This is a genomic window from Paenibacillus cucumis (ex Kampfer et al. 2016), assembly GCF_019748695.1.
Classification (GTDB): Bacteria; Bacillota; Bacilli; order Paenibacillales; family Paenibacillaceae; genus Paenibacillus; species Paenibacillus polysaccharolyticus.
The window spans coordinates 167,921-190,827 of the sequence record NZ_JACLIC010000007.1; the positions used below are offsets into that span (position 1 = coordinate 167,921).

The following is a 22,907-nucleotide window of genomic DNA, read 5'->3' on the forward strand; positions in this document are numbered from 1 at the left end:
TCTTCCCTCCAATATCTTTCTGAGCCTCATGTCGGTACATTTAAGTTTCACGTTCAAATTTCATGCTCCTAGGGTACTTTCATCTCCCTATAGAACAATAAAGTGCGTACTTCCAGATGTTTTCAACTCTGTTTATAATAGCATCAGCAGAGGAGCTATGGCTACCGAACCAAGCTCCAGAAAGGTTGTGATTGATAATGAACGTCTTAGTAGTGGTATCTCATTCGCGCAAAGATTCCCTGACCTTTCAGGTCACCGATCGTTTCGTTCAAGGTCTGACAGAAGCAGGTCATCAAGCTGAAATCGTGGATTTGCACGAGATTGGTTTTGATCCGATCCTGCGAGCAGAAGATGAACCGGACTATACGCAAGATAATCAGCGATTCTCCCCTCAGATTGAAAAGGAAATTACACGGCTCAAGAAACACGATGCAATTGCTTTTGTTTTCCCTCTGTGGTGGTGGCATCTGCCAGCGATGCTGAAAGGGTATATTGACCGCGTCATGAACAACAGTTTTGCCTATGGTGCGAACAAGCTGCATCATGAGCAGATTTTGTGGATCGCTCTCTCCGGTGTGACGGAAGAACAGATGAATAAACGCAACTACGGTGACTCGATTCAAAACCTGCTCAATGTCGGTATCGCCGATTACTGTGGTGTCTCTAATTCAAAGGTTGAATTCCTGTATGAAACGGTGGATGCTCCGCCGGAACACTATGAGGAACTGCTGAATCAGGCTTACGAGTTGGGCGTTAACTATGCCAGCGCATTTGCTGAACAGTCAACAAAATAAATGGTTTAATGGTTAGGGTACATCTGTGGCTTTCACGATATAAAATAAACACCTCACATTCCGCTCCGCCCTTGGTAAAATAAATCACCCGTTTCCGCTTTTCAAGAGCGGTTATGGTAAGTAAAACCTCCACATCACACATCAAAAAAGGCCGCTCAACTGAGCGGCCTTTCCTGTGTTTTGTGCTATTTTACGATACTAACGTCGTTTTAATCATTTGGCTATATTCGTTACACACGCATCTCCAGCTTTATTTCATCGTTGCCAGCAAGAATCTCTCCAGCATGCTAATATCCGTAATGCTCCCGTTGCACGCCTTATCATCCATACACACATACTGACCAACGGACGCAAAGTTGTCCGCCGACTGTGCCTTGGTCTTCACGTTGTAGAATCCAAGCTCCTGATGGCGATGACAGAACATACAGTATCCCTTCTTATTCGTGGGCGTAATTCGTCCCTCAATCCCGAGGAACTTGCCTTCGTGTGGGTACACGATGAACAAACGGCTTGTCGCAATATCGATCCATCTCAGGTACGTGGTGTGTGTATAATCGATGGATTCCAGATCAGGAAGTTTGAGCTTCTTCGCCTTTGGAAACAACTTCTGAATCTGCTTGGCTGTAACCTGTGGGTATGGAATCAGATAGTCTTCAAGCTGATTCAGATAGAGTTGCACGTCATGCGGCGTCGCATACGTGGATAACTGCTCCAGCAGCTGCTTCTGTTCCAGCGTCAGATTCTCGAAGATGCCTACGGCATTCGTACTGACGGTGTAGCGGACCGTATCCAATACTTTGGGGTCCACGACCGAGCGCAGCGTTTTTAACAGAAATTCGGCTTGTTTATAAATGGTGTTATATTGATGATTATGAATAAATGGTGTGTTCATGGCCTTCAGCCCCTTATTTATAGTGGTCAAGCAAATAAGGTGCAAAGCCTGCGGGTCGAACCATGATATTGGTGTTGATTTCAGGGCACACGATCTCATGTTGTCGCGCCCTACACAAAGTCCGCCCCTATTCAGGCTTTGCGTAAGGCTTTCTAGCGAACGAGCAATCCGGCATCATCCCTATTGCCACGTCATAACCCCCAATGCAGTCGATATACGGGAATTATAGCAGGAATGGGGGGAGATGGGCAATGCGGTTTATGTTCACTGATTCAGCTCGAAATTGTCTAATTCAGAATAAATTTACTTTAATAAGTATGTCCAAACCTAACAATCCGTTAATATTATGGTACTTAAATGAAGTGAATTCTATAGGCACGTCTTTTAAAATAAACCCATCTACCCGCATGCCATCAATCCGTTTACTAAAAACATGCTCTTTTCCTCCTATGCCATAACTCGTTACAATTTCGTTTTCCAAACCAAACCTGATTCCATATCGTCCACTTCAAAATATTAACGCGTAGCGTGTTGAATTGGATGTATAAATGTACAAAAAAATAGCTGTCGAGACTTTCTCGACAGCCTGAAGAAAGAATTTCTTCTCTCTTTCCATTTAGTACGACAACCAACCATACGTACGATAATCATGAGGTATTGGACGATAAAATTCTTCATCAAGCATGTTCTGTTTGAATTGTTTGCGAAAGCTTCTTTGAGTGAGTCTTCGAATGGACTTAACCTCGTTATTATAATAATACTTGGTTTTTCTGTGGTTTCGATACTCATTTAATTTTTTCATTCTAGGATCGAAATCTCTTTTAATTCTCTTCGATGTACCCAGATCCTTGTCTAGCTGTTGCATTTCCCATGCTTGCATTTCGTCGTTATCTTTGAACAAAAACATCCCCGGCACGTACTTTAGATTTACCTAAAATAAGGTATGAGCAGTAACGTACCTAGAGGTCTACAACATATGGAGGTATCAAAACTATACCCTCACTTCCATCATGGATTGGTACTATCTTATAACAAATTAATAAGATTGAAAATATTTACATCATAAAGAAGCTGCCTCCCTGGCCTTCCCCAGTTTGGCAGCTTTCTTTTCACAATGGTATACCGGTTGAACTAAATAGATTTATACCGTGTGCTCCGATAATACGTCCCTACTCCTTCACAGCCCCTACCACAATTCCGCTTACAAAGTAACGTTGCAGGAACGGATACACGAGCAAGATTGGCAGTGCGCTGATGAAAATTTGCGATGCCCGGATGGTCCGTTGGGACAGGTTCGCAATCGCTTGCGGGTCCATCTTGGTCATGTCGCCTTGCACGATGATCGTCTGCATAAATGTCGCCAAAGGTAGCTTTTCCGAATCACGAATGTAGATGATCCCGTCGAAATATGCATTCCAGTGCCCCACCATCATAAACAAGGACACCGTAGCAATAACCGGAACGGACACGGGCAGATAGATTTTGATAAATGACTGGAAATGACCTGCGCCATCGATAAATGCGGCCTCCTCCAGATCTTTCGGCACCGTGCGGAAGAAATTCAGCAGCAGAATGATGTTGAATACCGCCACCAGACCTGGCAGAATGAGTGCCCACAGCGTGTTCATCAGACCCAGTTTCAGAATGAGGATATACCCCGGAATCAGGCCCCCACTGAACAGCATGGTAATAACAAAATACCACAGGTAGACATTACGTGCGCGGAACACTCGCGTCTCCTTCGACAGCGCATACGCCGCAAGCGTATTGACGATGAGTGCAAGCCCGGTGCCCAGCACCGTTCGCTCCACCGATACCCACAGCGAGGACAAGAAGTTGGAGTTATCAAACGTCTTGGCGTACGCCTCGAACGTAAATCCAATCGGCCAGAATGTCACGAGCCCCGCATTCGCAGGGGCGGACGAACTGAGGGATACCATCAGCAAGTGATACAGCGGCAGCAAGCAGAGCACCGAAAGGATGGTCAGAAACACATTATTGAAGATGCTGAAAATGCGATAAGGTAACGTTTTATGATACATGGTTCATCATCATCCTTTCTTAGAAAATTCGGTATCCGGCAAAACGGTACGCCAGTCGGTACGAGATCACGATGAGGATCAGACTGATGACCGATTTGAACAGATTGACCGCCGTTGCAAAGCTGAACTGTCCGCTCAGAAGCCCTTCGCGATACACAAACGTATCGATGATATCCGCTTGCTGATAGATTAACGGGCTATACAAGTTGAAGATTTGGTCAAAGTTGGCGTTTAGCACGTTGCCCAGCGCCAGCGTGGCAATAACGATCCCGATGGGAATAAGTGCCGGAATGGTGATATACATCGTCTGTTTCCAGCGCCCCGCCCCATCCACTTCAGCTGCTTCATACAGAGACGGGTTGATGCCCGCCAGTGCTGCAAGGAAGATGATCGTGTTAAAACCAAACTCTTTCCACACATCACTGATAATGACGGTGAACCTGAACCAGTTGCCATCCCCGAGGAAGAAAATCGGTTTGATGCCAAATACCGACACCAGAAACTGATTCAATATTCCCGTCTGAGCTAGAATGTCGATCAGAATACCGGACAGCGTCACCCAGGACAAGAAGTGCGGCAGATACACGAGTGTCTGGATCGTACGTTTCAATGCCATCTTCCGTACCTCGTTGAGCAATAGCGCAAAGATAAACGGAATGATCAGATTCATGATGATCTTCGAGCAGGCAAAGAATAGTGTGTTCCATGTAATTTGCAGGAAATAATCATTGGTCCACATATACTCGAAATGCTTCAGCCCCACCCACTCCGAACCACTGAAGCCAAGCGCGGGCTTATAATCCTGAAAGGCCATTAGAATACCTGACATCGGAATATATGAAAATATAAAGACCATAATGGCCGCTGGCAGCACCATGAAGTGCAATATCCACGGCTGTTTGTAGCGTTTTTTCTTCTTTTTTTCCAGCTTGTTGCCGACATTCGCCTGCGGGAGCCGTTGACCCTCTATTTTAGCCTCCATATGAACCTTCTCCTGTTCCCAAAAAAAGTTTTTGTGTGTCTTGGGCTTCTCTGATATAAATAGTATCAAGCCATTCCGAGGTCTGACTATATAACATTGTTAGGGTGGATAGGGTTTTGTTAGTTTGATCTATATTGGTGAACTAATCGTGTTATTTACACGAGCCACTCCGAGGACAGAATAACCTTACAATCGCTGTTATCCCCAGATTTTTTTGATTCCCTTCTTAAGGGGAAATCCGGTGATAAGCGTATGCTTCCGATGCAGCTTTCTTGCAGAAAGCTTGTAAGCGACCGCGTTGCTTTTCCGGTTTTTTTCTGCCCTCTCCGTTAACGTGTGAGAAAAAGGGCAATCAATATAGTCAGTATGTGAATATAGAGGAGACTTTTTATGTATACATGGGGGCGCTTTAACATTTTTCAAAAAGGAATCCGATCCCGCTTCAGCCTTTTCGCCAAAATCAACCTGTTAATCATCATTCTGTTCATCCCGATTCTGATCATGTACACCTATTCGAACAACGTCACATATGACGTCGTCAGCAAAGAACTGCAAGTGTCTAACACCAAGCAGCTCACGTTCCTGTCCAGTCAGATCGATTCGCGCATCAATCAGATGATGGATTTCAGCCTTATTCTCTCGCGTGATCCGAATGTGCGTGCCTTCAATGGCCTGAACCTGTGGCAAGATAAATACGACCAGATGCAGACGAGGTACATCATTCAGGAGAAAATGACGCTCCAGACCGGCGTAACCGATCTCTGGCCTACCCGCTACGCGGTGTACTCCCAGCAGAACAAAGAGGTTATTGCGAACTACACCCGCGATACGGGTTATGATGAGGCGTATTTGAAAAAAAACATGAGCGGACAATGGACCTACGGGGATCATTCCACCGACTCGAAAGATGCCATGCAATCCTTTTACTGGTTCTATACGGATTCATTAGCTCAACCAGGGATGCTCACAGGCAGCAATCTGGTTATTGAAGCCAGCTTTAGCCATGAGAACATTCAGAATATGCTCGACACGTACAAAGCAGGTGGACAGGGTGACCCATTCTTTTATCACAAAGGCAACACTCCTATTCTAAACCGCACCGCGGACAAGCAGTTATCCGGTGACCTGATCCGTTATCTGGATACTCACTCGCTTGAAGATACAACACAAGATATCGTGGAACTGGGCGGTAAAAACTATCTTGTCAGCACCGTCAAATCCACTTATCTGGACTGGCATCTGGTGGATGTCGTGCCGCTGTATCAGATTTTGGAGCCGATCTCGCTGAGTCAGAATCTGTTTTATGCCTGCATGATTTTGCTGCTTGTTGTGGGTATTTCCGCGTCCATTCTGCTGTATCGCAATGTGCAGTACCCGATTCAGAAGCTGATCAAAGGGCTACGCCGCGTACAGCAAGGTGATTACTCCGTGCGTTTGCACAGCAATAACCAGAATGAGTTTTCGTTTCTGTTCCATCGTTTTAACGATATGTCCCACCAGATTCAGGATTTGATTGAAAATGTGTTTCAGGAAAAAATCCGGGCCAGAGAAGCAACGTTGAAGCAGCTTCAGGCACAGATAAATCCGCATTTTCTATATAACTGTCTCGGTTATATTATCAACATGGCGCAGATGAAGGACGAGCAAGCCGTCGTATCCATGGCGCATAACCTGAGTGCATACTATCGCTACACCACCCGGATGGAACGGGAAACCTCTTCGCTCCAGGAAGAGATCAATTTACTCATTAACTATCTGGATATTCAGAAGCTGCGCAACGGCCGTATCGAATATCACATCGATATTCCGGAGCATATGCTTGCCCAGTCGGTGCCGCGTCTAATGTTGCAACCAATGGTTGAGAACTCGGTGATTCATGGGATTGGGAAATCGTATACATCCGGGGAGATTCGAATAACCGGGGAAAGTGCGAACGGGTTTGGCAAAATCTATATCGATGACGACGGCCCCGGCCTCACGCCGGAGCAGTACGAAGCGTTGAACCAGGAAATGCTGGAGCCTTTGCAAGAGGAAGTCGGCTGCGGGCTCTGGAATACGTACCAGCGTATGATCCACACCTTTGGCAACCATTCCTACCTGCTGTTCGGCCCATCCCCACTCGGCGGCTTCCGCACCGAAATCGTCTGGGAAATCCCGAGCGAAGAAGCTGACAAGGAACGTGGGACGACTCAGGCGGATGGATAAAGACAGATTAACCTAACGCAAATGCTTCAGGAGTGGAACGATGAGCGCCACATTAACCCTTAAGGGCCTAGCATAACGATTGCACGTAATAAAAAACGCCTTCTACCCGCCAATTCTGGCGATGGTAAAGGCGTTTTCCCCTTCTTTTTGGTATCTCTTCGTATCCTTTTTGCTACACTTTTTGCTATCTTCTTGCTTTCTTTTTCCATTTGCGACTATGTCTAAACCCTCTTGCTCATCCGCTCATCCAGCCAATTCACAATATCCGCAGTAACTTCGTCCCGGTTCGTTTCGTTCAGCATCTCATGCCGCCCGCCCGGATACAGCTTGTAGGTCACGTTGTCGATGCCCTGCTGTTTATAGGCGTTGTACAGCCGGATAATGCCTTTGCCAAAGTTGCCTACCGGGTCCTTGTCTCCAGCGAAGATATGAATTGGCAGGTCCTTGCGCACCAAATTCAGATTGTTTTTGATCCCAAGCTTTTTGAGTCCAGTGAAAAAGTCTGCGAAAAATCCTGTCGTAAATACCGTTCCACAGAACGGATCACGGATATATTTATCCACCTCTTCCGCATCCCGGCTGAGCCAGTCGAACTCGGTGCGGACAGGCTTGAACGCATCGTTGTAGTTGCCGAAGGACAGCTTGTTCATCCGGTGGCTCGGAACACGTCTGCCACGGCGACGAATCTCTTCTTTGGTTAACAACGCAGCCGCATGAAGAATAAAGCGCACATGTAACGTAGAACCCGACAAGATAACCCCCTCCAGCTCTTCGCCATATAGCATCAGATAACGCTGCGTAACAAAAGAACCCATGCTATGCCCCATTAGAAATAAAGGGAGTTCAGGATACTTCTTCTTAATGATGCCAGTCAGTTTATACAGATCATGCACCATCCACTCGAATCCGTCGCGATCTGCCAAATACCCTACGTTCTCCAGAACCTCTGCTGTCTTGCCATGCCCGCGCTGGTCATGGATGTACACGATGTATCCATTTCGATTCAGTTCAAGCGCAAAATGCTCATACCGGGCTGCCGTCTCCGCCATGCCGTGACAGATCTGCACCACTCCTTTGACCTGAGTGTCACTCGCAGGTAGCCAGTTATACACATGGATTCGCGTTCCTTCGTCCGATTTAAACTTAAAATGATTTGTCGTACTCACAAAATCCCCCCGTAATGATACGTTTTCTCTTTATTCTCTTCTTCTTCGTCGTGATCTTTTTCTTTATGTATTTCTGTATTTTCTCATCGGCTTCAAGGTTGCCACATGCTGAGTGAACGTTCATACATATTCATCCTACTTCTCTAAGGAGGAATTTAGCAATGTAATTTCACCCTATATATCGGATTACTATACGTAAATATTGATTATTCAATCTTTTTTTCAAGCGCATATGCGCCCGGAACTCTTTCCATAGAGAAGCGGATGGTGGTGTGATATACTGCTTGCAACACATGTCAGCTTAGAAGCGTGTAAACCCTCAAGCAAGGAGACAAAGCAACATGCAAATGATCATCGTAGACGACGAAGCACACTGGGTCGATAACCTGTCCATGACCAAACCCTGGCATACGCTCGGGATCGAACAGGTTCACCGGGCATACTCCGCTCGTGAAGCACTGCAACTCATTGAAACTCACCCTATTGATATCGTGATCTCGGACATTCAGATGCCGGAAATGACAGGCATAGAGCTGATCGAACGCATACGCATCCGGGACAAAAAAATAAAATGCATCCTCTTATCCGGCTACTCCGAATTTGATTATGCCAAGAAAGCCATCCAGTACGAAGCCGTGGACTACCTGCTCAAACCTCCAACAGATGACGAACTGATCGGCGCCGTGCAGAAAGCCATCGACCAACTAAACAATGAATGGGCGCTTGTCAGTTCCCTGTCGCGAACGCAGTTTACTTTGCGCGAGAATTTGCCGCATTTGCGTGGACGCCTACTTTTAGAAGCATTACAGGGAATTCGGTTCTCCGCAAGCGAATGGGAACGCAAACTGGACAATTACGACCTGCCCTTCCACACCGGGGATGCCGCGCTGATGCTAGTCCGTATGGATAATGAGTTCGGCCACTACGACAGCCATGATCAGACCCTGATCGAATATGCCATCATCAACATGGCAGAGGAGATTATGGGTGAGTTTATGCACGTGTGGGGTGTGAAGGAAGAGCACGGGTATGTCGTATTTTTGCTGCAATTGAAAGAGGCGAATGGCGATATTGGAAAAGAAACCATTCTGGAGAAGCTGTCCATTCAGCTTCAATCCAAAGTAAAACAGTTTCTGAAAGGCTCCCTCTCCATCGTCATGACCGAGTGGTTCACCTTCCCGGAACAGATCTACGATCGCTTCCGTCAGGCTTCCGCCTATTTCCGCCAGATCGTCGGGGACGAGCGTGAATTCGTCATGCGGGTCACCGATGTCGAAGCACCTGCGGCACAAGGTCCGCTGGACGTGCTGTACACACCGCCTACCTTCATTCAGCTGCTGGAAAGCGGCCAATGGGATGCCGCCGAAGACAAAATCCGTGCCGTCTGCGCCGAACTGGACGAGAAATGGTCCGAATCATGGGAACACTGTATGGAGGCGGGTTTTCTCATCACCGCTGCTTTCACTAACCTGGCTCATCGGAACAAGCTCACCCTGTCAGGTCTCATGGGCAGTGAGATCGAGCAGCTACAGAGCGGCGAAGTTTTCTCCACCATCGGCAAGCTGCGCAAATGGTCGCTCGGCGTACTCGCCAAACTCAAAGAAGGCACATCCAACGAGGTCAAGGATACCCGGTCGGAATACGTAAAAAAGATTCAGGAGTTTACGGATAAAAACCTGCATCTCGACGTATCTTTACGTGTGCTTGCAGATCATGTGAACCTGCATCCCACGCATCTGTCCAAGATTTATAAGATCGAAACTGGCGAGGGCATCAGTGAATATATCGCCCGCCTGCGCATGGATCGGGCCTGCCATAAGCTGGTCACAACCACCAAGAAAGTATATGAGATCAGCCTGGAGATCGGCTATATGGACCCGGCGTATTTTATCAAAGTGTTCAAACGTCAATTTGGCGTGACACCTCAAGAGTACCGAGACCAGCATTAATATGAATAGCAGTTCGCTTTTGATTACGTTACTTATATATAAGTTAAACTATTCATTTACACGAGAACGGAGAGGACAGAAAAAACCTGGAGAAGCGAAGCTAAAAGCTTTCTGAAAGAAAGCTACATCGGAAGCATAAGCTTCGCCTTTATCACCGGATTTCCCCCTTTAAAAAGGGAATGAAAAAAATCTGGGGATAACAGCGATTGGAAGGTTCTTCTGTCATCGGAGTGGAATGTGTAAAATCTTTAGTTCAACTTATATAGATTGCGATAACCAAAGTTTTTATACTTTCACTAAGAGAGTCCTATCGAAACTAACAAACTCATATAGATGCGCTCCCGCTCTACTTGGTACAGTTACAGTGTAAAGATCATACATCGTAGGGGGATTGAACAATGATCAAATTCAAAACATGGTGGTCCTTGCTCATGGTCATCGCACTCATCACCATCACTGCATGCGGCAGTGGCGGGTCAGCCAGTGAGAAAGGCACGAATGATACACAAGAGGCTGTCGGTTCTGCGGAAGCGGAAGCAGCGTTTGCCAAAGGAAAATATGACCCGCCCATCGAATTCAGTTCCGTGCTGATGCCGAAAAAATACGCTCATGGCGATACCAAAGAGAACAACGTACATGACCGTTGGATGCTCGAAACGCTGGGCATGAAGCACAAAGATACGTGGTATCCGGCCACTGACGATCAATACAGACAGAAGCTGCAGCTGGCGATTGCGTCCGGCGAGAAGCTGCCTGATTTCGTAACCGTGCCAACGAACGCGGTACTGACGAATCAGCTGATCGACTCCGGTCAATTCATCGCCATTGACGAGCTGTTCGAGAAATATGCAAGCCCGATTCTGAAAGAGCACGCAGCAGCACATCCTGAGCTGTGGTATCCGTTCACCAAGGACGGCAAAAAGTACAACATGCCAATCATGGAGTACACGGATAACGACGATACCCTGCTCTGGCTCCGCGAAGACTGGATGGAGAAGCTGAACCTGGAAGCGCCAAAAACCATCGCAGACCTTGAGAACATCATGGACAAATTCAAAAACGAGAACCCGGACGGCCTGTCTCCAGACAAAGTATTCCCGCTGGCAATCTCGCTCAAAAACAACACCAACACCTGGATGGGCGGACTCGACTGGTTGTTCGGTGCATACGGCACAATTGAAGAACAATGGAACAAAGACGCAAACGGCAATCTGGAGTACGGCTCCGTGAACCCGGGTGCGAAACAAGCCCTTGCCAAGTTGGCTGAATGGATGGAAAAAGGATATATCCACGCCGACTCCGCACTGTGGGACGAAGGTAAATCCGCCGAAAGCTGGACGGCTGGCAAAGCCGGCATTCTACCTGGCGCAAACTGGGTACCGGACTGGCCTGCTCCAGACCTGCTGAAGAACGTACCGGGCGCGAAATACAAAGCCTATCCTGTTCCGGCTGGTCCAGACGGCAAGATCGGTACGAAATGGCAGAATTCTGGCGTCAACGCAAGTATCATGATCAACAAAGATGCGAAGCACCCGGAAGCAATTTTCCTGTACTACAACTACTTGCTGGATAACCTGGCGAACCCGAAAGCGGGCAGTCCGTATGAGTACGGCTTTGCCAAAGGGTACGACTGGGATATCGTAGATGGTAAACCGACCAGTGACAAAGAGAAGATCAAAGACTTCTCCAACGAATTCCCGTTCCTGACCGGCCCGGCGCGAATTCCGGACCTGTACATGAAAACACTCGTGAAACTCGCGAACGGCGAGAAAGCTGAAACACCTTACGAGAAACAAATGGCTGAATTCCGTAAACCGGAAAACTGGTATGCAGGTAAAGTCGTGATGTCCCAGATCGACATCCGCAAACAAAACTATTTCACAGGCGCAGCCACACCAACCATGGTATCCAAGTGGAACCTGCTCCGTCAGTCCGAGCTCGAAACCTTCAACAAAATCATCTACGGCAAACTGCCAATCGATGCATTCGACCAATTCGTAGCCAACTGGAAATCCAACGGCGGCGACCAGATCACCCAAGAGGTAAATGATTGGTTCAAGTCTGTGAGTGGGAAATAAGAATTTGTTGTTGGGAAAAGTAAAGCATTAAAACCCGAGCCGAAGCGAGTTATTCACGCTTCGGCTCGGGTTTTTTAGTGTAAAGCGGGGTTGCTCCCCCATGACATATGAGTTCGCGTTAGCGGATCAAGCCCGTTAATGCTTACCAAGCTAAGCCATGTAAGCATTAACGGGCTTTTCACACTGCTAAGTTCGTAAATCAATTAGCTTTAGTCAGATTCATTCCCTCTCTCCACCAACATCGACTGGCCTAGCAAGGATACCGTTAACTGAATACCATCGCGCAGCCCCTGCATATACAACCGTTCATTCTCTATGCCTCTGCTAACAATGTAACGATTCTCCCATTCCGCATATTCAGGTGTCTGCTCGACATCTTTGCCAGCAAGCAAAGCTTCAAACGCTTCGTCGGTTTCCCCACGTACACGACTCAGTTCAGGATCATGCTCGATCCGGGGTGTCACCTCATCCAGCCTTGCTTGAATCGCTCGCTGCATCCACGGTGGAAAATCCATAGCTTCTCCTCCCCTACGCATTATGTACTTCGCTCATTACCGTACAACTTGGTTATGTCTCGCTTTCATTTCAGTAACTTGTGCCACCAGTTCATCCACCCTCCGGCTCTGCTCCTGAACCGCAGGATTGTCCCACAACGGAATCGCTTGCTTCAAGGATGCCTCACCAAGCTGATTAAGCTTGCGCCGTTCCTCTTCCAATAAGTCAAGCAATCGGCTCATACTTGCACCTCTCTGATGGGTCTAAACTGCATCGTGTCTTGTTAGAACTAAACATAAGTAGTCATTTTTAATGCGACTACTATCCAGAGAGAATTCACTTCTACTTATTCATATTGTAAGAGGAAATATAATCGTTATAATGCGGAAATCGAATTAAACTTAAAAAATTTTGAAAAAAAGATGAAATTTTAAGTAACTTTTTCCCTTTTATGGCGTTTATATCTATGAAACAACATTACAAAATATGACAATAGGAGAGTGAAAAATTGAATTTCAAGAAGACTTGGTTGATTGTTGGAACGTTCGCTCTAGGCTTCAGCTTAATGGGAAGTGCTGCTTCCGCAGAGACTAATTCAGAGAAGGTTGCCGATATTCAAATTAATGCTAGCGATATCCAGTTTTACAATGTACTTCCTGGAAAGTCAGCAGAGGTGAAAGAAAAAGCTCTTATTGAACACAACGATGCTATCAACTTGGTTGAAAAGCAGTTGAATAAAGATGGTATCGCTATCAAAACAGACTTAGACAATGTAGAATATCAAAAATATGTACTCTCGTTAGGGACTTCTTTTGAATTATTCTCTGCTGAGGACATGAAAAAGATAGTAGAATATGTAAAATTTATTGATTGGTATGAAAACTATGAACTTAATGTACAATTGAGAACATAGCAAAATAAGCTTAGAAACAACGTAACACTCTCCAATGCAGAACTTACTGAATTAAATGGTCTTTTACCGATTCCTTCAGATGCTCCTTCTACTGCTCCATCTACAGATAATAACGAAACAACAACTAGTAGCGAAACAAACTTTGATTCTTTCGCAACAGACGAGGTTAGTCCACTAGCTACTTCCGCAAACGGATATGACAATATAGCAGCCCGAGACTATGCTTACAGTTGGTGGAACAAAAGAAACCCGACGTATTCAACATATTATGCTGAAAAAGAAGGCTGTAATGTAGCAAATTCATCTTGTTGGTCGAAATGGAATGATTGCACTAACTTTGTATCCCAAGCGATTTATGCAGGAGGGATGAAATTTAGAACAGGTTCCCACGTAACTGCTGATGATGCTTGGAAGTTCGGACCCCTTATGCCTACTCACACGTGGGGAGGAGCTCAAAACTTCTATAAACATTGGAGTCAAAGAGCTGGCGTTGCATCAAGTGTGGCCGCTCTACAAACAGGTGATGCCGTAAATGCGGACTTTGGAGCTGATGGACATGTCGATCACACTGCTATAATCACAAAAAATACAGGCAACAACAATAACAATAAATTCTTAACCCAACATACAACTGACAAAAAGGAAACTAGCACACTCCAAGATTGGTATACCGCTGGCTATAAAGTATATGGATACGAAATGGACAAAGCAACTAACACTGGTAACTAAGCACAACGTAAAACAACGCCCCCTTTACAAAGTAGGGCGTTGTTTTCTTGTCTAATCCTCAAGGTTCGCAATTCCAGCATTCAAACTATATATAATATAAAAATGATTCCATTGCTGCGTAGTGACTATTTCTTCCCGACCGTCTTTCTTAAAAAAATAACCTGATCCCTCCTGTTGACTATATACCCACCCTTCTCGTTCCATGCGTGACTTTAACAGTTCCTGTGGATCACCCTTTTCTTTCGTGAGATAGCGCTCTCGGGCAGGCATATCGCTATCTATCCGAATTACAGATTTACCGGTTGATTCTAAACGATACATGTGTTTCACATTATTATATCCAACGTTATTCACATATAATGCTCCTAACACGACTAAAAGCATACAAGCCCCAATAAAGCTGAATAAAATGACCTTCCATTTCTTATTCATCAGTTTCCCTCCTAAAATTGATTTTCTTATTAAATATAAACGGAACCAGACATCACTTAGTTGCCAAAAAAATTAAAAATCCTCTTTTTTCACTTCTTTTTAAAGATCATTTAAATATTTCAGTGCATCTACAAAAGTAAAATGGATTGTCAATGTGAAATCAGACATTTTTTTAAAGCTGCCTTGCAAGTGACGTGAACTCAGAAGAGATGCCCGTGGTACGCCGAGAGTCCGGTATTTCAAATCCTAAAGTAGACACTTTGACATCTCTTACTCGAAGATCGGCGTTATGTAGTCTAACGATGGCATCTCTAAATAAAGCATAACATTCAGTAGAATGGAGTTCAGGTGCAAATCTTGCTGTTCGAATGCTTGCTTGAGCTTCATCAAGAGCATACTTTCTTTTCATAACCTTGGGATTAAGGAAAATCTACTTTTGTTAATTTCAACCGTCATCAATATATAAAAAACCACAACTCTTTCATCACCTGATCAAAGTTGTAGCTCTTGGTCCTGATACATTTTTTTCGTTATCATATTTGTATATTTCAGTCTCGTGATTTCGATCAGTTCATTTGCCTGCATTATATTCAGGATATGACTATCTTTTATTAATATTTTCCGATGACCTTTCCCCAGCCCTTTAACGATGATGATATTTGTATCCTTCTTCACCTCTACGATTTGTCCAATGGTTACGAATTGTTCTTGGTTCTTGAGATCAAGGTAGGTTAGCAGCCCAAGTATACAAAATATAATAAAACCAGAAATGGATAATCCAGTTGCCCATGCAGGGGGATGATCCACGAAGTAGTTTTTGACAATTAATTGCACACCAATGATAAAAATAAATAGTATGATGAAGCCAAATTGCATTTTCAATTTCTTTTTAGCTCTTTCGTTCATAAGCTCTCCTTCTAAATCTTTTGCTCCATATCCGTTCAATATACCGCCCTCATTAATGGATCTTTACGGAGATGAATCACAAAGTCTGGATTTGAAGTATGATATACAAAGTTACCAGGCTCTACTCGAAAAAACTCTTTATTGGCATCTTGTTCGGATACGATACGAATTGGTGCAACTTCATCTACGATTTTTTTGTTATCTTCCTCATGATATTGAATAATGGAAACTAGGACAAATTGGTCAGGGAACAGTTCTCTCACTTCCTGCCATTTCATGTGTTATACCTCCTGTTATTTGTATTTTTAAAACTTTCTATCATTTTATCATATACACCTGAATTCAAATATCGTTCCTTCATCATAACAACCGAATTAGTCTATTATGTCCCTATCAAATATGTAGAATATACAAAAGAAACCGTACCCTTAAGTAGATTGCTGCTTGCACTTCCACCTGTTGCGGAACGGTTTCTTTTTTCTCATTAGAACCTGGCTCTCCAAACAATACGCCTGCGTAATCTATCTAATACACAATACCATTAAATATCTACCAGTCTATATCCTCATCTCAGCATGCTGTTTTCCCTGTAATCTCTACGCTCCTCTCGGTCAGCTTCCTCCATCCTATGGATGTAACGTCGCAGTGCTTCTTTATGCGTCTCCAATTCATTTATTCTTGTGGATGTTCCGCTTAGGAAAGATTGCATTTTAAATCCTAGCGTGGTTGCAGAATTTCCAGCCCAATCTTGCTCTAGTCTGCTATGTATTGAACGCATCTTCTGCTCCTGCTGCATTAAGCGCTCCAGCAACTGCTCACATTGCTGAACGGCTCTTCTCAGATCAGATAAAGATACCGATATTCTTGCCATGTCACTTACCTCCTGTCAAGAACTGATCTGCTTGAACGAAATCTTCGTGCTTTCGTTCAATATACTCTGCAATCTCGCTGATCGATTCCTGATACCAACGGTTAATTCGTTCTAGTGTCGCTGTAGCATCGTAAGCAATTGGGGTAAAGGAATGGCTTTCACTTGTGGAAGTATACGCCTCGAACATCCTGATGGAAGCTTGTGCATCATTGGAGAATCCGTCCAGGCTAAGGCGCATTTCCCTTGCTGCCTGCGCCAGCTCCTCCGGTGTCAATCGGATTGTACCGCCACCTTGACCTGACTTCCCATAGGCGGCAACCGCAATTAAGGGCGCCAACACTCCGCCAAAGAGGTTTGACAAGGCCACCTGTGATTCCTGATAAGTATTCCAGCGTGGTGAGATATCAATTTGTTGCCCCGTAGCACGATCAATAAGTGGACCGACCAAATTCCCCTGTTGATCAAACTGATATTGGTTCATGGAGTGATAGCCTTTACCTTCTTTTTTAGAAAATGAGTCCATCAATCGAATAATATTGCCGACCTGAAACTTGTCCAGATCAATATCGATTGGGAAATTGTATGTAGCTAGTGGGCCGCTGGGTCCCATCGGGCGAATAGGCAACATAAGCTGGAATTGCAGTCTCCAGTTTTGGTACATCGCATTGGCTGAGTCAAAATCCTGGCCTTTGTAGTACGTGCTGCCAACATGCCTGTCATATTCAGAAATCCCACCTGCACCTACTGAATCGTTAGGATGAACGATGTTTACCACTTTTTTATCATAGTATCCCTCATTTACTTTCGCTAAGCTTGCATCGTCCAGCAGATTGGTTACACTCGGGGCACTGTATGTCATGGCTGACAAATCCTGTCGCGCTGCTACGTATTGCGCTAAACCACCTCCAAGCGAATGTCCTGTAAGAGATATACTTGCGTCAGGATATTTTGATTTAACCTGTTCATAAAGTACTTCCGCCTGATGGAATTGGTTATTCTGCCAATCGATATCTTCCTTAATCGATTGAATAAAGCTTTTCTTGAAAATGTTATGATGATTCGGGTCAGTTACGGCATCCTCCAGTTCTCTGGTACGTCCACCTAAGACATCAAACACGTCTGTTTCGTAATCAGCCGCTATCCCCAGCCAGTTCCCATCCGGCTCCGTTCCCCGGTAACCGATGACAATCTGATTTGTTTGATTGTTTTGGAAGACAACGGAATCGAAACCCGACACTTTATTGTGGAGCTCAGCACCTTCAGGTTCAATGACTTTCCATTGTGCATATTCCCCCTCCTCTGTAAGCGGTGTGCCGGCAGAAATGTCCCTCTGATAAGCAAAGTTAGATATTTTCTGGTATAACTCGTCGCTAATGTAACCGTTTTGCATAAATACCTCCTGAATTGAACATTTCAATATGATTATGTAAACTAGTGATAATTCAATCTTTATAGTATATTAATACCAGTCTAAGAAAGTAGAGGTGTCCCTTTTGAGAAAACCTTTCTTCCTGTTTGTAATCTTAATTATCTCATCTCTCTTGCTTGGAGCATGTGCCTCCAAAGAGGAAAAGGAGATTGTATCCTCCGCCGAGAAGTTCGCTGCAAATTATGTTCTCGAAAAATACGGTGTAACGGTTCGTTTTACGGAGTATAGATTCTCTCCTCCCGATCTAAGCAAGTCTCTAGGCCTCCACGGCTATGCCGAAGGCGATAAGAAAAAGAAGGTATTCGTTATGGTAAATTACGATCCATTAAGTGTGGAGACACTATCGCTTCCTGATGGAATATCCAAGAAATCAGATTCCAAATAGAGCGTTGAAGTATATTTTTTTAACTATCAATCTATATAAATGCTTTTGAAAATATAGGGAATATATGGATTTTATCTTTCGTTGATCACTTCTGTCAACGTTCCCCGCAACAATAAAATGAAGAAACAAATGCGATCTACATAATAGAATGATTGTACTCTCAAATTATGATATATCTCTGTTTGAAGAAGTTCTCTACTGATCCAATACATTGTGGACATACGTAAATAGGGGGAGAAACATATAGCTCCTCTCCCTTCTAATGACGCCTGCTTAATCAGACCCACGATCCCATTAATCCCCTGCGTCCACCTAAAACATCGAACACGTCTGTTTCGTAATCAAACGATATACCACTCCAGTTCTCATCTGGTTCCGTTACTCTGTGACTGATGACAATCTGATTCGTCTGATTTTTTTGTGGAGGACAACGAAATCGAAACCCGACACTTTATTCTGGAGCTTGGCACTCTCATGTTCAATGGATTTCAATTACGCATAATCCCGCTCATCTTTAAGAGGTGCTCAGTTTAAACGTTGTCTTAGTAAGCAAGTGCAGATATTTTCCAATATACATCATCGCTAATGTAATCTCGTTAGGCCCCCATGTCTACATAAACATAGAAGGCGATAAGAAAAAGAAGGTGTTTGTTTTTGTAAACTACTATTTTTTAAGTATGAAGACAGACACTATCCCTCCCTGAAGGTATATACAAAAAACCAAATTTAAATAGGTATCCCCCTTCACCGTAGCAGGTTTTATCCATACACTGCTTACCGAAAAGGGGGACTTTTCTTTGTTTATATCTACTTAGTTTAAAAGCTATGAGCTATTTCATGGTTAACCCAGCAATTGATCTATCGTTGGATTCTCTCTCAGCATGCGCATGATTACCGTTAAGGCTTCCGCCCTCGTGAGATTGGCGTCCGGTTCAAACCGATTCTGGCTCTTGCCCTCCAGTATACCCGCTTTTGCAGCCGTTTCAATGATCTCCTTCGCCCAATGCTTGGGTGCTACGTCAACGAATGTTGCTGCATCGCCAGATACACTATTCTGAAAAATCAGGATTTTTGAGATCATAGCAACCATCTCGGCTCGTGTAATCCTGTAATCAGCGTGGAACGTTCCGTCAGAGTACCCGTTGATAACTCCATTGGAAGCAAGAATTGCTATAGAGTCTCGCGCCCAGGAGTTTTGAATATCCCGTAACTCAAACATTCCGCTTCCTGAGCGCAGAGCAAATGCTTTAACAAGAAGTGTGCTGAACTCTGCCCTTGTAATAGAAACATCCGGTTTGAATCTGCCGTCTGGGTAGCCATTGATTATACCTATCTTGGTAGCGGACAAAATATCTTTGGAAGCCCAGTGGGACGCTACATCCCGGAACGTTACAGAATTACCTGCCAATGACTTTTGTATAAAAGCTACGAGCCGATCGGTTTCAACAAGAGCTTGAAAATGCTTGGTCTCCTTAGCAGGAGGTATTGAAGGTTCCGTTTTAGCCGGAGTACTATTATCGATTGAAGTGCTTGTATTGGTTGAACTGCTCGGAGAAGATCCTGACCCCGAAACTGGCGTGCCAGTTACTGTTATGTTGATATCTACCGATTGGGTTCCATACACAGCACTGACGACAGTGCTGCCCGCTGTCTTACCTGTAACCCTCCCACTGCTAACAATAGCAATTGACGGATTACGAACAATCCAGGTTACCCATGAGGTCACATCTTTTTGCGACTGATCTGAGAAAACAGCTGTAATCGCTACAGAAACCGTTTGTCCGGTCGATACGCTCAACGTATTCGTATCCGTCTTTAAACTGTTTAATCCCTGCAAGGTAATGCTCTTTGTTGCGATGCCGCTCATTTTGTTGCCGTCGCTTACGGTAAAGCTGATCGTGCGCGTCGTCATATTCGTAGAAACTTGTGTGTTACTGTAAGTAACTGCTTGCAATGCGTTCTGCCACTGCGCCAACGTTGCGGTTCCACCTGCGGACGTCAGCGTCAGAACACCCATGAGAGCATCATAATTCGCCGTAATATTCCCCATGCTCGCTCCATCATTGGTGTAAGCCAATACGTCTTTTCCCGCGTCCAAGTGGCTCGTGATGCTAACCGTTGCACTGGCCAAGGTTGCATTATCCAAATCGGATACCGCCAGACCGCCGTCAATAGCAACCGGAGTCGAAGTTCCAGAGATGTAATTGGTCAAACCATCACTCGTGGTCACAATAGGTGTCTGGTTGGTATCCATCACCATCACAGTTCGTGTCGCTGGATTGCTCACATTGTCGTCATCCGTCACCATGAAGCTTACTACACGTGTCGCCGCATTTGGCTTGATCGCCGTATTGGTATAAGTAATCGATCTCAAGGCAGCTTGCCACTGCGCCAACGTTGCAGTTCCGCCCGATGATGTCAGCGTCAGCACACCCGTAGATGCATTATAACTGGCTGTAATATTCCCCATGCTCAGCCCGTCATTGATGAAACCCAGCACATCTTCTCCAACATGAAGATTACCTGTAATGGTCACTGTTGCGCTTGAAAGCGTGGTGTTGCTATCTGCGGTTACCGTTATGCCAGAGTCGATAACGACCGGAGTTGAAGGTATATTATCCCCAGCCACAAATGAAGCCGAACCGCTGCTTGTAGTCAGCATCGGAGGCGCGATCACCGCCACTTCCACAGGATGTGTAGCAGCAACGCTTGCTTTTGTTCCGTCGCTTACGATATAGCTAATATTGCGTTGCCCTGGCGTGGCGCTCGTGCTTGAGAACGAAATTCCCCTCAACGCTCTCTGCCACTGCGCCAACGTTGCGGTTCCGCCAGATGATATCAGCGTCATTACACCAGTAGAGGCATTATAACTCGCCGTTATATTTCCCATGCTAGCCCCATCATTGGTGTATGCCAATACGTCTTTTCCCGCGTCGAAATTGCTCATAATACTAACCGTTGCGCTAGCCAAGGTTGCATTATCTAGGTCGGATACCGTTAGACCGCTGTCAATATCCGCCGGAGTCGAAGCTCCAGAGATGTAATTCGTCGAACCACCACTTGTGGTCACGATTGGTGACTGGTCCGTAGCGGCAACCGTTATATTTCGTGTCGCCGTACTACTTGCATCCACACCGTCCGTCACCGTGAAGCTAACCGTACGTGTCGCTGTATTTGGCGTAATCGCTGTATTCGTATAATTTATCGACCTCAAAGCGGCTTCCCACTGCACCAACGTTGCCGTTCTGCCCGATGATGTCAGCGTCAGCACGCCAGTAGCTGCATTATAACTGGCTGTAATATTTCCCTTGTTCAACCCGTCATTAATGAACATCAGCACATCTTCTCCAACGCGAAGATTGCCTGTAATCGCCACTGTTGCGCTTGCAAGCGTAGTGTTGCTATCTGCGGTTACCGTTATGCCAGAGTCGATCGCAACCGGAGTTGAGGACGCATTATCTCCAGCCACGAATGAAGTCGAACCGCTGTTTGTCGTCAGCATCAGAGGCGTGATCACCGTTACTTCCACTGAACGTGTAGCAGCACCGCTGGTCTTCATTCCATCATTTACGGCATAGCTAATGATACGCTGCCCTGGCGTGGCACTTGTACTTGAGAATGAAATACTTCTCAACGCACTCTGCCACTGCACCAACGTTGCAGTTGCGCCTGATGATGTCAGCGTCATCACGCCAGTAGATGAATTATAACTCGCCACGATATTTCCCATGCTCGCCCCATCATTAGTGTATGCCAATACGTCTTTTCCCGCGTCGAAGTTGCTCGTGATGCTAACCGTTGCGCTGGCCAAGGTTGCATTGTCTAGGTCTGATACCATTAGACCGCTGTCGATCGCCAACGGAGTCGAAGCTCCGGAGATGTAATTCGCCGAACCACCACTTGTGGTCACGATTGGTGTCTGGTCGGTAGCTGTAACCGTTATAATTCGTGTTGCCGTGTTACTTGTATCCACACCGTCCGTCACCGTAAAGCTAACCGTACGTGTCGCCGTATTTGGCGTAATCGCTGCATTGCTATAAGTAATTGATCTCAGAGCGTTCTGCCACTGCGCCAACGTTGCGGTTGCGCCTGATGATGTCAGCGTCAGCACGCCAGTACCTGCATTATAACTGGCTGTAATATTCCCCATATTCTGTCCGTAATTTATGAACATCAGCATATCTTCTCCAGCATGAAAATTACCTGTAATCGCTACTGTTGCGCTTGCAAGGGTATTGGTGCTATCCGCGGTTACCGTTATGCCAGAGTCGATCGCAACCGGAGTTGAGGACACATTATCTCCAGCCACGAATGAAGCAGTACCTCCAGTTAGAGTTAACACAGGACCCGTTGCTGCAAAGGTTGTCGGTATAATATAATTACCGAATCCCGCCTGAAAGGTTAACGCAATGGTGACCAGGACTAACATTTTTCGTAATAAGCTCTTCATCGACTACTCTCCCTATCGTTTAGATTTAATCCTGAATCTCACTATTGCTGAAACATAAACATTAATTAACACCGGAATTAGTTGAACCCCTTATAAAACCTTTACTACATAGACAAAATCCATTTTGCGACATTATCGAAAAGAATTCCTGTGCTTTAAGAACTATCTTTAGAACTTTCGCCCTATTCC

20 protein-coding genes are annotated in these 22,907 nt (G+C 45.3%); 7 read left to right on the top strand and 13 right to left on the bottom strand.

From position 1 onward, the window contains the following. Positions 1-197 precede the first annotated feature (197 nt). Complete coding sequence (locus H7T88_RS03880) at positions 198-794, top strand: NAD(P)H oxidoreductase (protein ID WP_221787029.1); 597 nt, start codon at positions 198-200, stop codon at positions 792-794. Between the two features lie 250 nt (positions 795-1,044). On the opposite strand, the gene H7T88_RS03885 is transcribed toward H7T88_RS03880, so the two are convergent. From H7T88_RS03885 to H7T88_RS03895, 3 genes are all read right to left on the bottom strand, one after another. Next, the gene (locus H7T88_RS03885; RefSeq protein ID WP_221787031.1) at positions 1,045-1,686 is read right to left on the bottom strand and encodes a FusB/FusC family EF-G-binding protein; all 642 of its coding nucleotides are present in this window, start codon (positions 1,684-1,686) and stop codon (positions 1,045-1,047) included. A gap of 1,169 nt (positions 1,687-2,855) precedes the next feature. Then, the gene (locus H7T88_RS03890) at positions 2,856-3,728 is read right to left on the bottom strand and encodes a carbohydrate ABC transporter permease (RefSeq protein ID WP_090921935.1); all 873 of its coding nucleotides are present in this window, start codon (positions 3,726-3,728) and stop codon (positions 2,856-2,858) included. A 19-nt stretch (positions 3,729-3,747) separates the two neighbouring features. Beyond that, positions 3,748-4,605, bottom strand: a complete 858-nt coding sequence (locus tag H7T88_RS03895; protein ID WP_186809594.1) for an ABC transporter permease — start codon at positions 4,603-4,605, stop codon at positions 3,748-3,750. A 495-nt stretch (positions 4,606-5,100) separates the two neighbouring features. Between H7T88_RS03895 and H7T88_RS03900 the strand changes: the two genes are divergently transcribed. After that, positions 5,101-6,915 (top strand): sensor histidine kinase, encoded by a 1,815-nt coding sequence (locus tag H7T88_RS03900; RefSeq protein ID WP_221787034.1) that lies wholly within the window; start codon positions 5,101-5,103, stop codon positions 6,913-6,915. Between the two features lie 59 nt (positions 6,916-6,974). Here H7T88_RS03900 and H7T88_RS03905 read toward each other — a convergent pair whose 3' ends face one another. Both H7T88_RS03905 and H7T88_RS03910 read right to left on the bottom strand, forming a co-directional pair. Continuing rightward, complete coding sequence (locus H7T88_RS03905; protein WP_221787036.1) at positions 6,975-7,124, bottom strand: DUF4175 domain-containing protein; 150 nt, start codon at positions 7,122-7,124, stop codon at positions 6,975-6,977. 12 nt (positions 7,125-7,136) lie between these two features. After that, a complete protein-coding gene (locus H7T88_RS03910) occupies positions 7,137-8,081 on the bottom strand; it encodes an alpha/beta hydrolase (RefSeq protein ID WP_221787038.1) in 945 nt (314 codons plus the stop codon). Between the two features lie 341 nt (positions 8,082-8,422). Here H7T88_RS03910 and H7T88_RS03915 point away from each other — a divergent pair, with 341 nt between their 5' ends. Together H7T88_RS03915 and H7T88_RS03920 are read left to right on the top strand one after the other, a co-directional pair. Then, the gene (locus H7T88_RS03915) at positions 8,423-10,030 is read left to right on the top strand and encodes a response regulator transcription factor (protein ID WP_221787040.1); all 1,608 of its coding nucleotides are present in this window, start codon (positions 8,423-8,425) and stop codon (positions 10,028-10,030) included. Positions 10,031-10,428: 398 nt separating this feature from the next. Continuing rightward, the gene (locus H7T88_RS03920) at positions 10,429-12,108 is read left to right on the top strand and encodes a type 2 periplasmic-binding domain-containing protein (RefSeq protein WP_221787041.1); all 1,680 of its coding nucleotides are present in this window, start codon (positions 10,429-10,431) and stop codon (positions 12,106-12,108) included. 209 nt (positions 12,109-12,317) lie between these two features. On the opposite strand, the gene H7T88_RS03925 is transcribed toward H7T88_RS03920, so the two are convergent. Further along, a complete protein-coding gene (locus tag H7T88_RS03925) occupies positions 12,318-12,623 on the bottom strand; it encodes a hypothetical protein (protein WP_221787042.1) in 306 nt (101 codons plus the stop codon). Between the two features lie 36 nt (positions 12,624-12,659). Next, positions 12,660-12,845 (bottom strand): aspartyl-phosphate phosphatase Spo0E family protein, encoded by a 186-nt coding sequence (locus H7T88_RS03930; protein ID WP_221787043.1) that lies wholly within the window; start codon positions 12,843-12,845, stop codon positions 12,660-12,662. A 266-nt stretch (positions 12,846-13,111) separates the two neighbouring features. Here H7T88_RS03930 and H7T88_RS03935 point away from each other — a divergent pair, with 266 nt between their 5' ends. Then, a complete protein-coding gene (locus H7T88_RS03935) occupies positions 13,112-13,516 on the top strand; it encodes a hypothetical protein (protein ID WP_221787044.1) in 405 nt (134 codons plus the stop codon). Positions 13,517-13,720: 204 nt separating this feature from the next. Further along, entirely contained in the window at positions 13,721-14,245 is a 525-nt protein-coding gene (locus H7T88_RS03940; RefSeq protein ID WP_312027582.1) for an amidase domain-containing protein, read from the top strand. Positions 14,246-14,296: 51 nt separating this feature from the next. Here the strand turns inward: H7T88_RS03940 and H7T88_RS03945 are convergent, their stop codons facing one another. The 5 genes from H7T88_RS03945 to H7T88_RS03965 form a co-directional block, all read right to left on the bottom strand. Next, positions 14,297-14,677, bottom strand: a complete 381-nt coding sequence (locus tag H7T88_RS03945; protein ID WP_221787045.1) for a hypothetical protein — start codon at positions 14,675-14,677, stop codon at positions 14,297-14,299. Positions 14,678-15,169: 492 nt separating this feature from the next. Then, the gene (locus H7T88_RS03950; RefSeq protein ID WP_221787046.1) at positions 15,170-15,622 is read right to left on the bottom strand and encodes a hypothetical protein; all 453 of its coding nucleotides are present in this window, start codon (positions 15,620-15,622) and stop codon (positions 15,170-15,172) included. Next, complete coding sequence (locus H7T88_RS03955) at positions 15,619-15,861, bottom strand: hypothetical protein (RefSeq protein ID WP_221787047.1); 243 nt, start codon at positions 15,859-15,861, stop codon at positions 15,619-15,621. The genes H7T88_RS03950 and H7T88_RS03955 overlap by 4 nt, the downstream gene beginning before the upstream one ends. 287 nt (positions 15,862-16,148) lie before the next feature. Beyond that, on the bottom strand, positions 16,149-16,454 hold the full coding sequence (locus tag H7T88_RS03960) for a WXG100 family type VII secretion target (RefSeq protein ID WP_221787048.1): 306 nt from the start codon (positions 16,452-16,454) through the stop codon (positions 16,149-16,151). A gap of 1 nt (position 16,455) precedes the next feature. Continuing rightward, complete coding sequence (locus H7T88_RS03965; RefSeq protein WP_221787050.1) at positions 16,456-17,844, bottom strand: lipase family protein; 1,389 nt, start codon at positions 17,842-17,844, stop codon at positions 16,456-16,458. A 103-nt stretch (positions 17,845-17,947) separates the two neighbouring features. On the opposite strand from H7T88_RS03965, the gene H7T88_RS03970 reads away from it, so the two are divergent. Continuing rightward, the gene (locus H7T88_RS03970; protein ID WP_221787052.1) at positions 17,948-18,268 is read left to right on the top strand and encodes a hypothetical protein; all 321 of its coding nucleotides are present in this window, start codon (positions 17,948-17,950) and stop codon (positions 18,266-18,268) included. Between the two features lie 841 nt (positions 18,269-19,109). On the opposite strand, the gene H7T88_RS03975 is transcribed toward H7T88_RS03970, so the two are convergent. After that, the gene (locus H7T88_RS03975) at positions 19,110-22,718 is read right to left on the bottom strand and encodes an S-layer homology domain-containing protein (RefSeq protein WP_221787055.1); all 3,609 of its coding nucleotides are present in this window, start codon (positions 22,716-22,718) and stop codon (positions 19,110-19,112) included. Positions 22,719-22,907 lie beyond the last annotated feature (189 nt).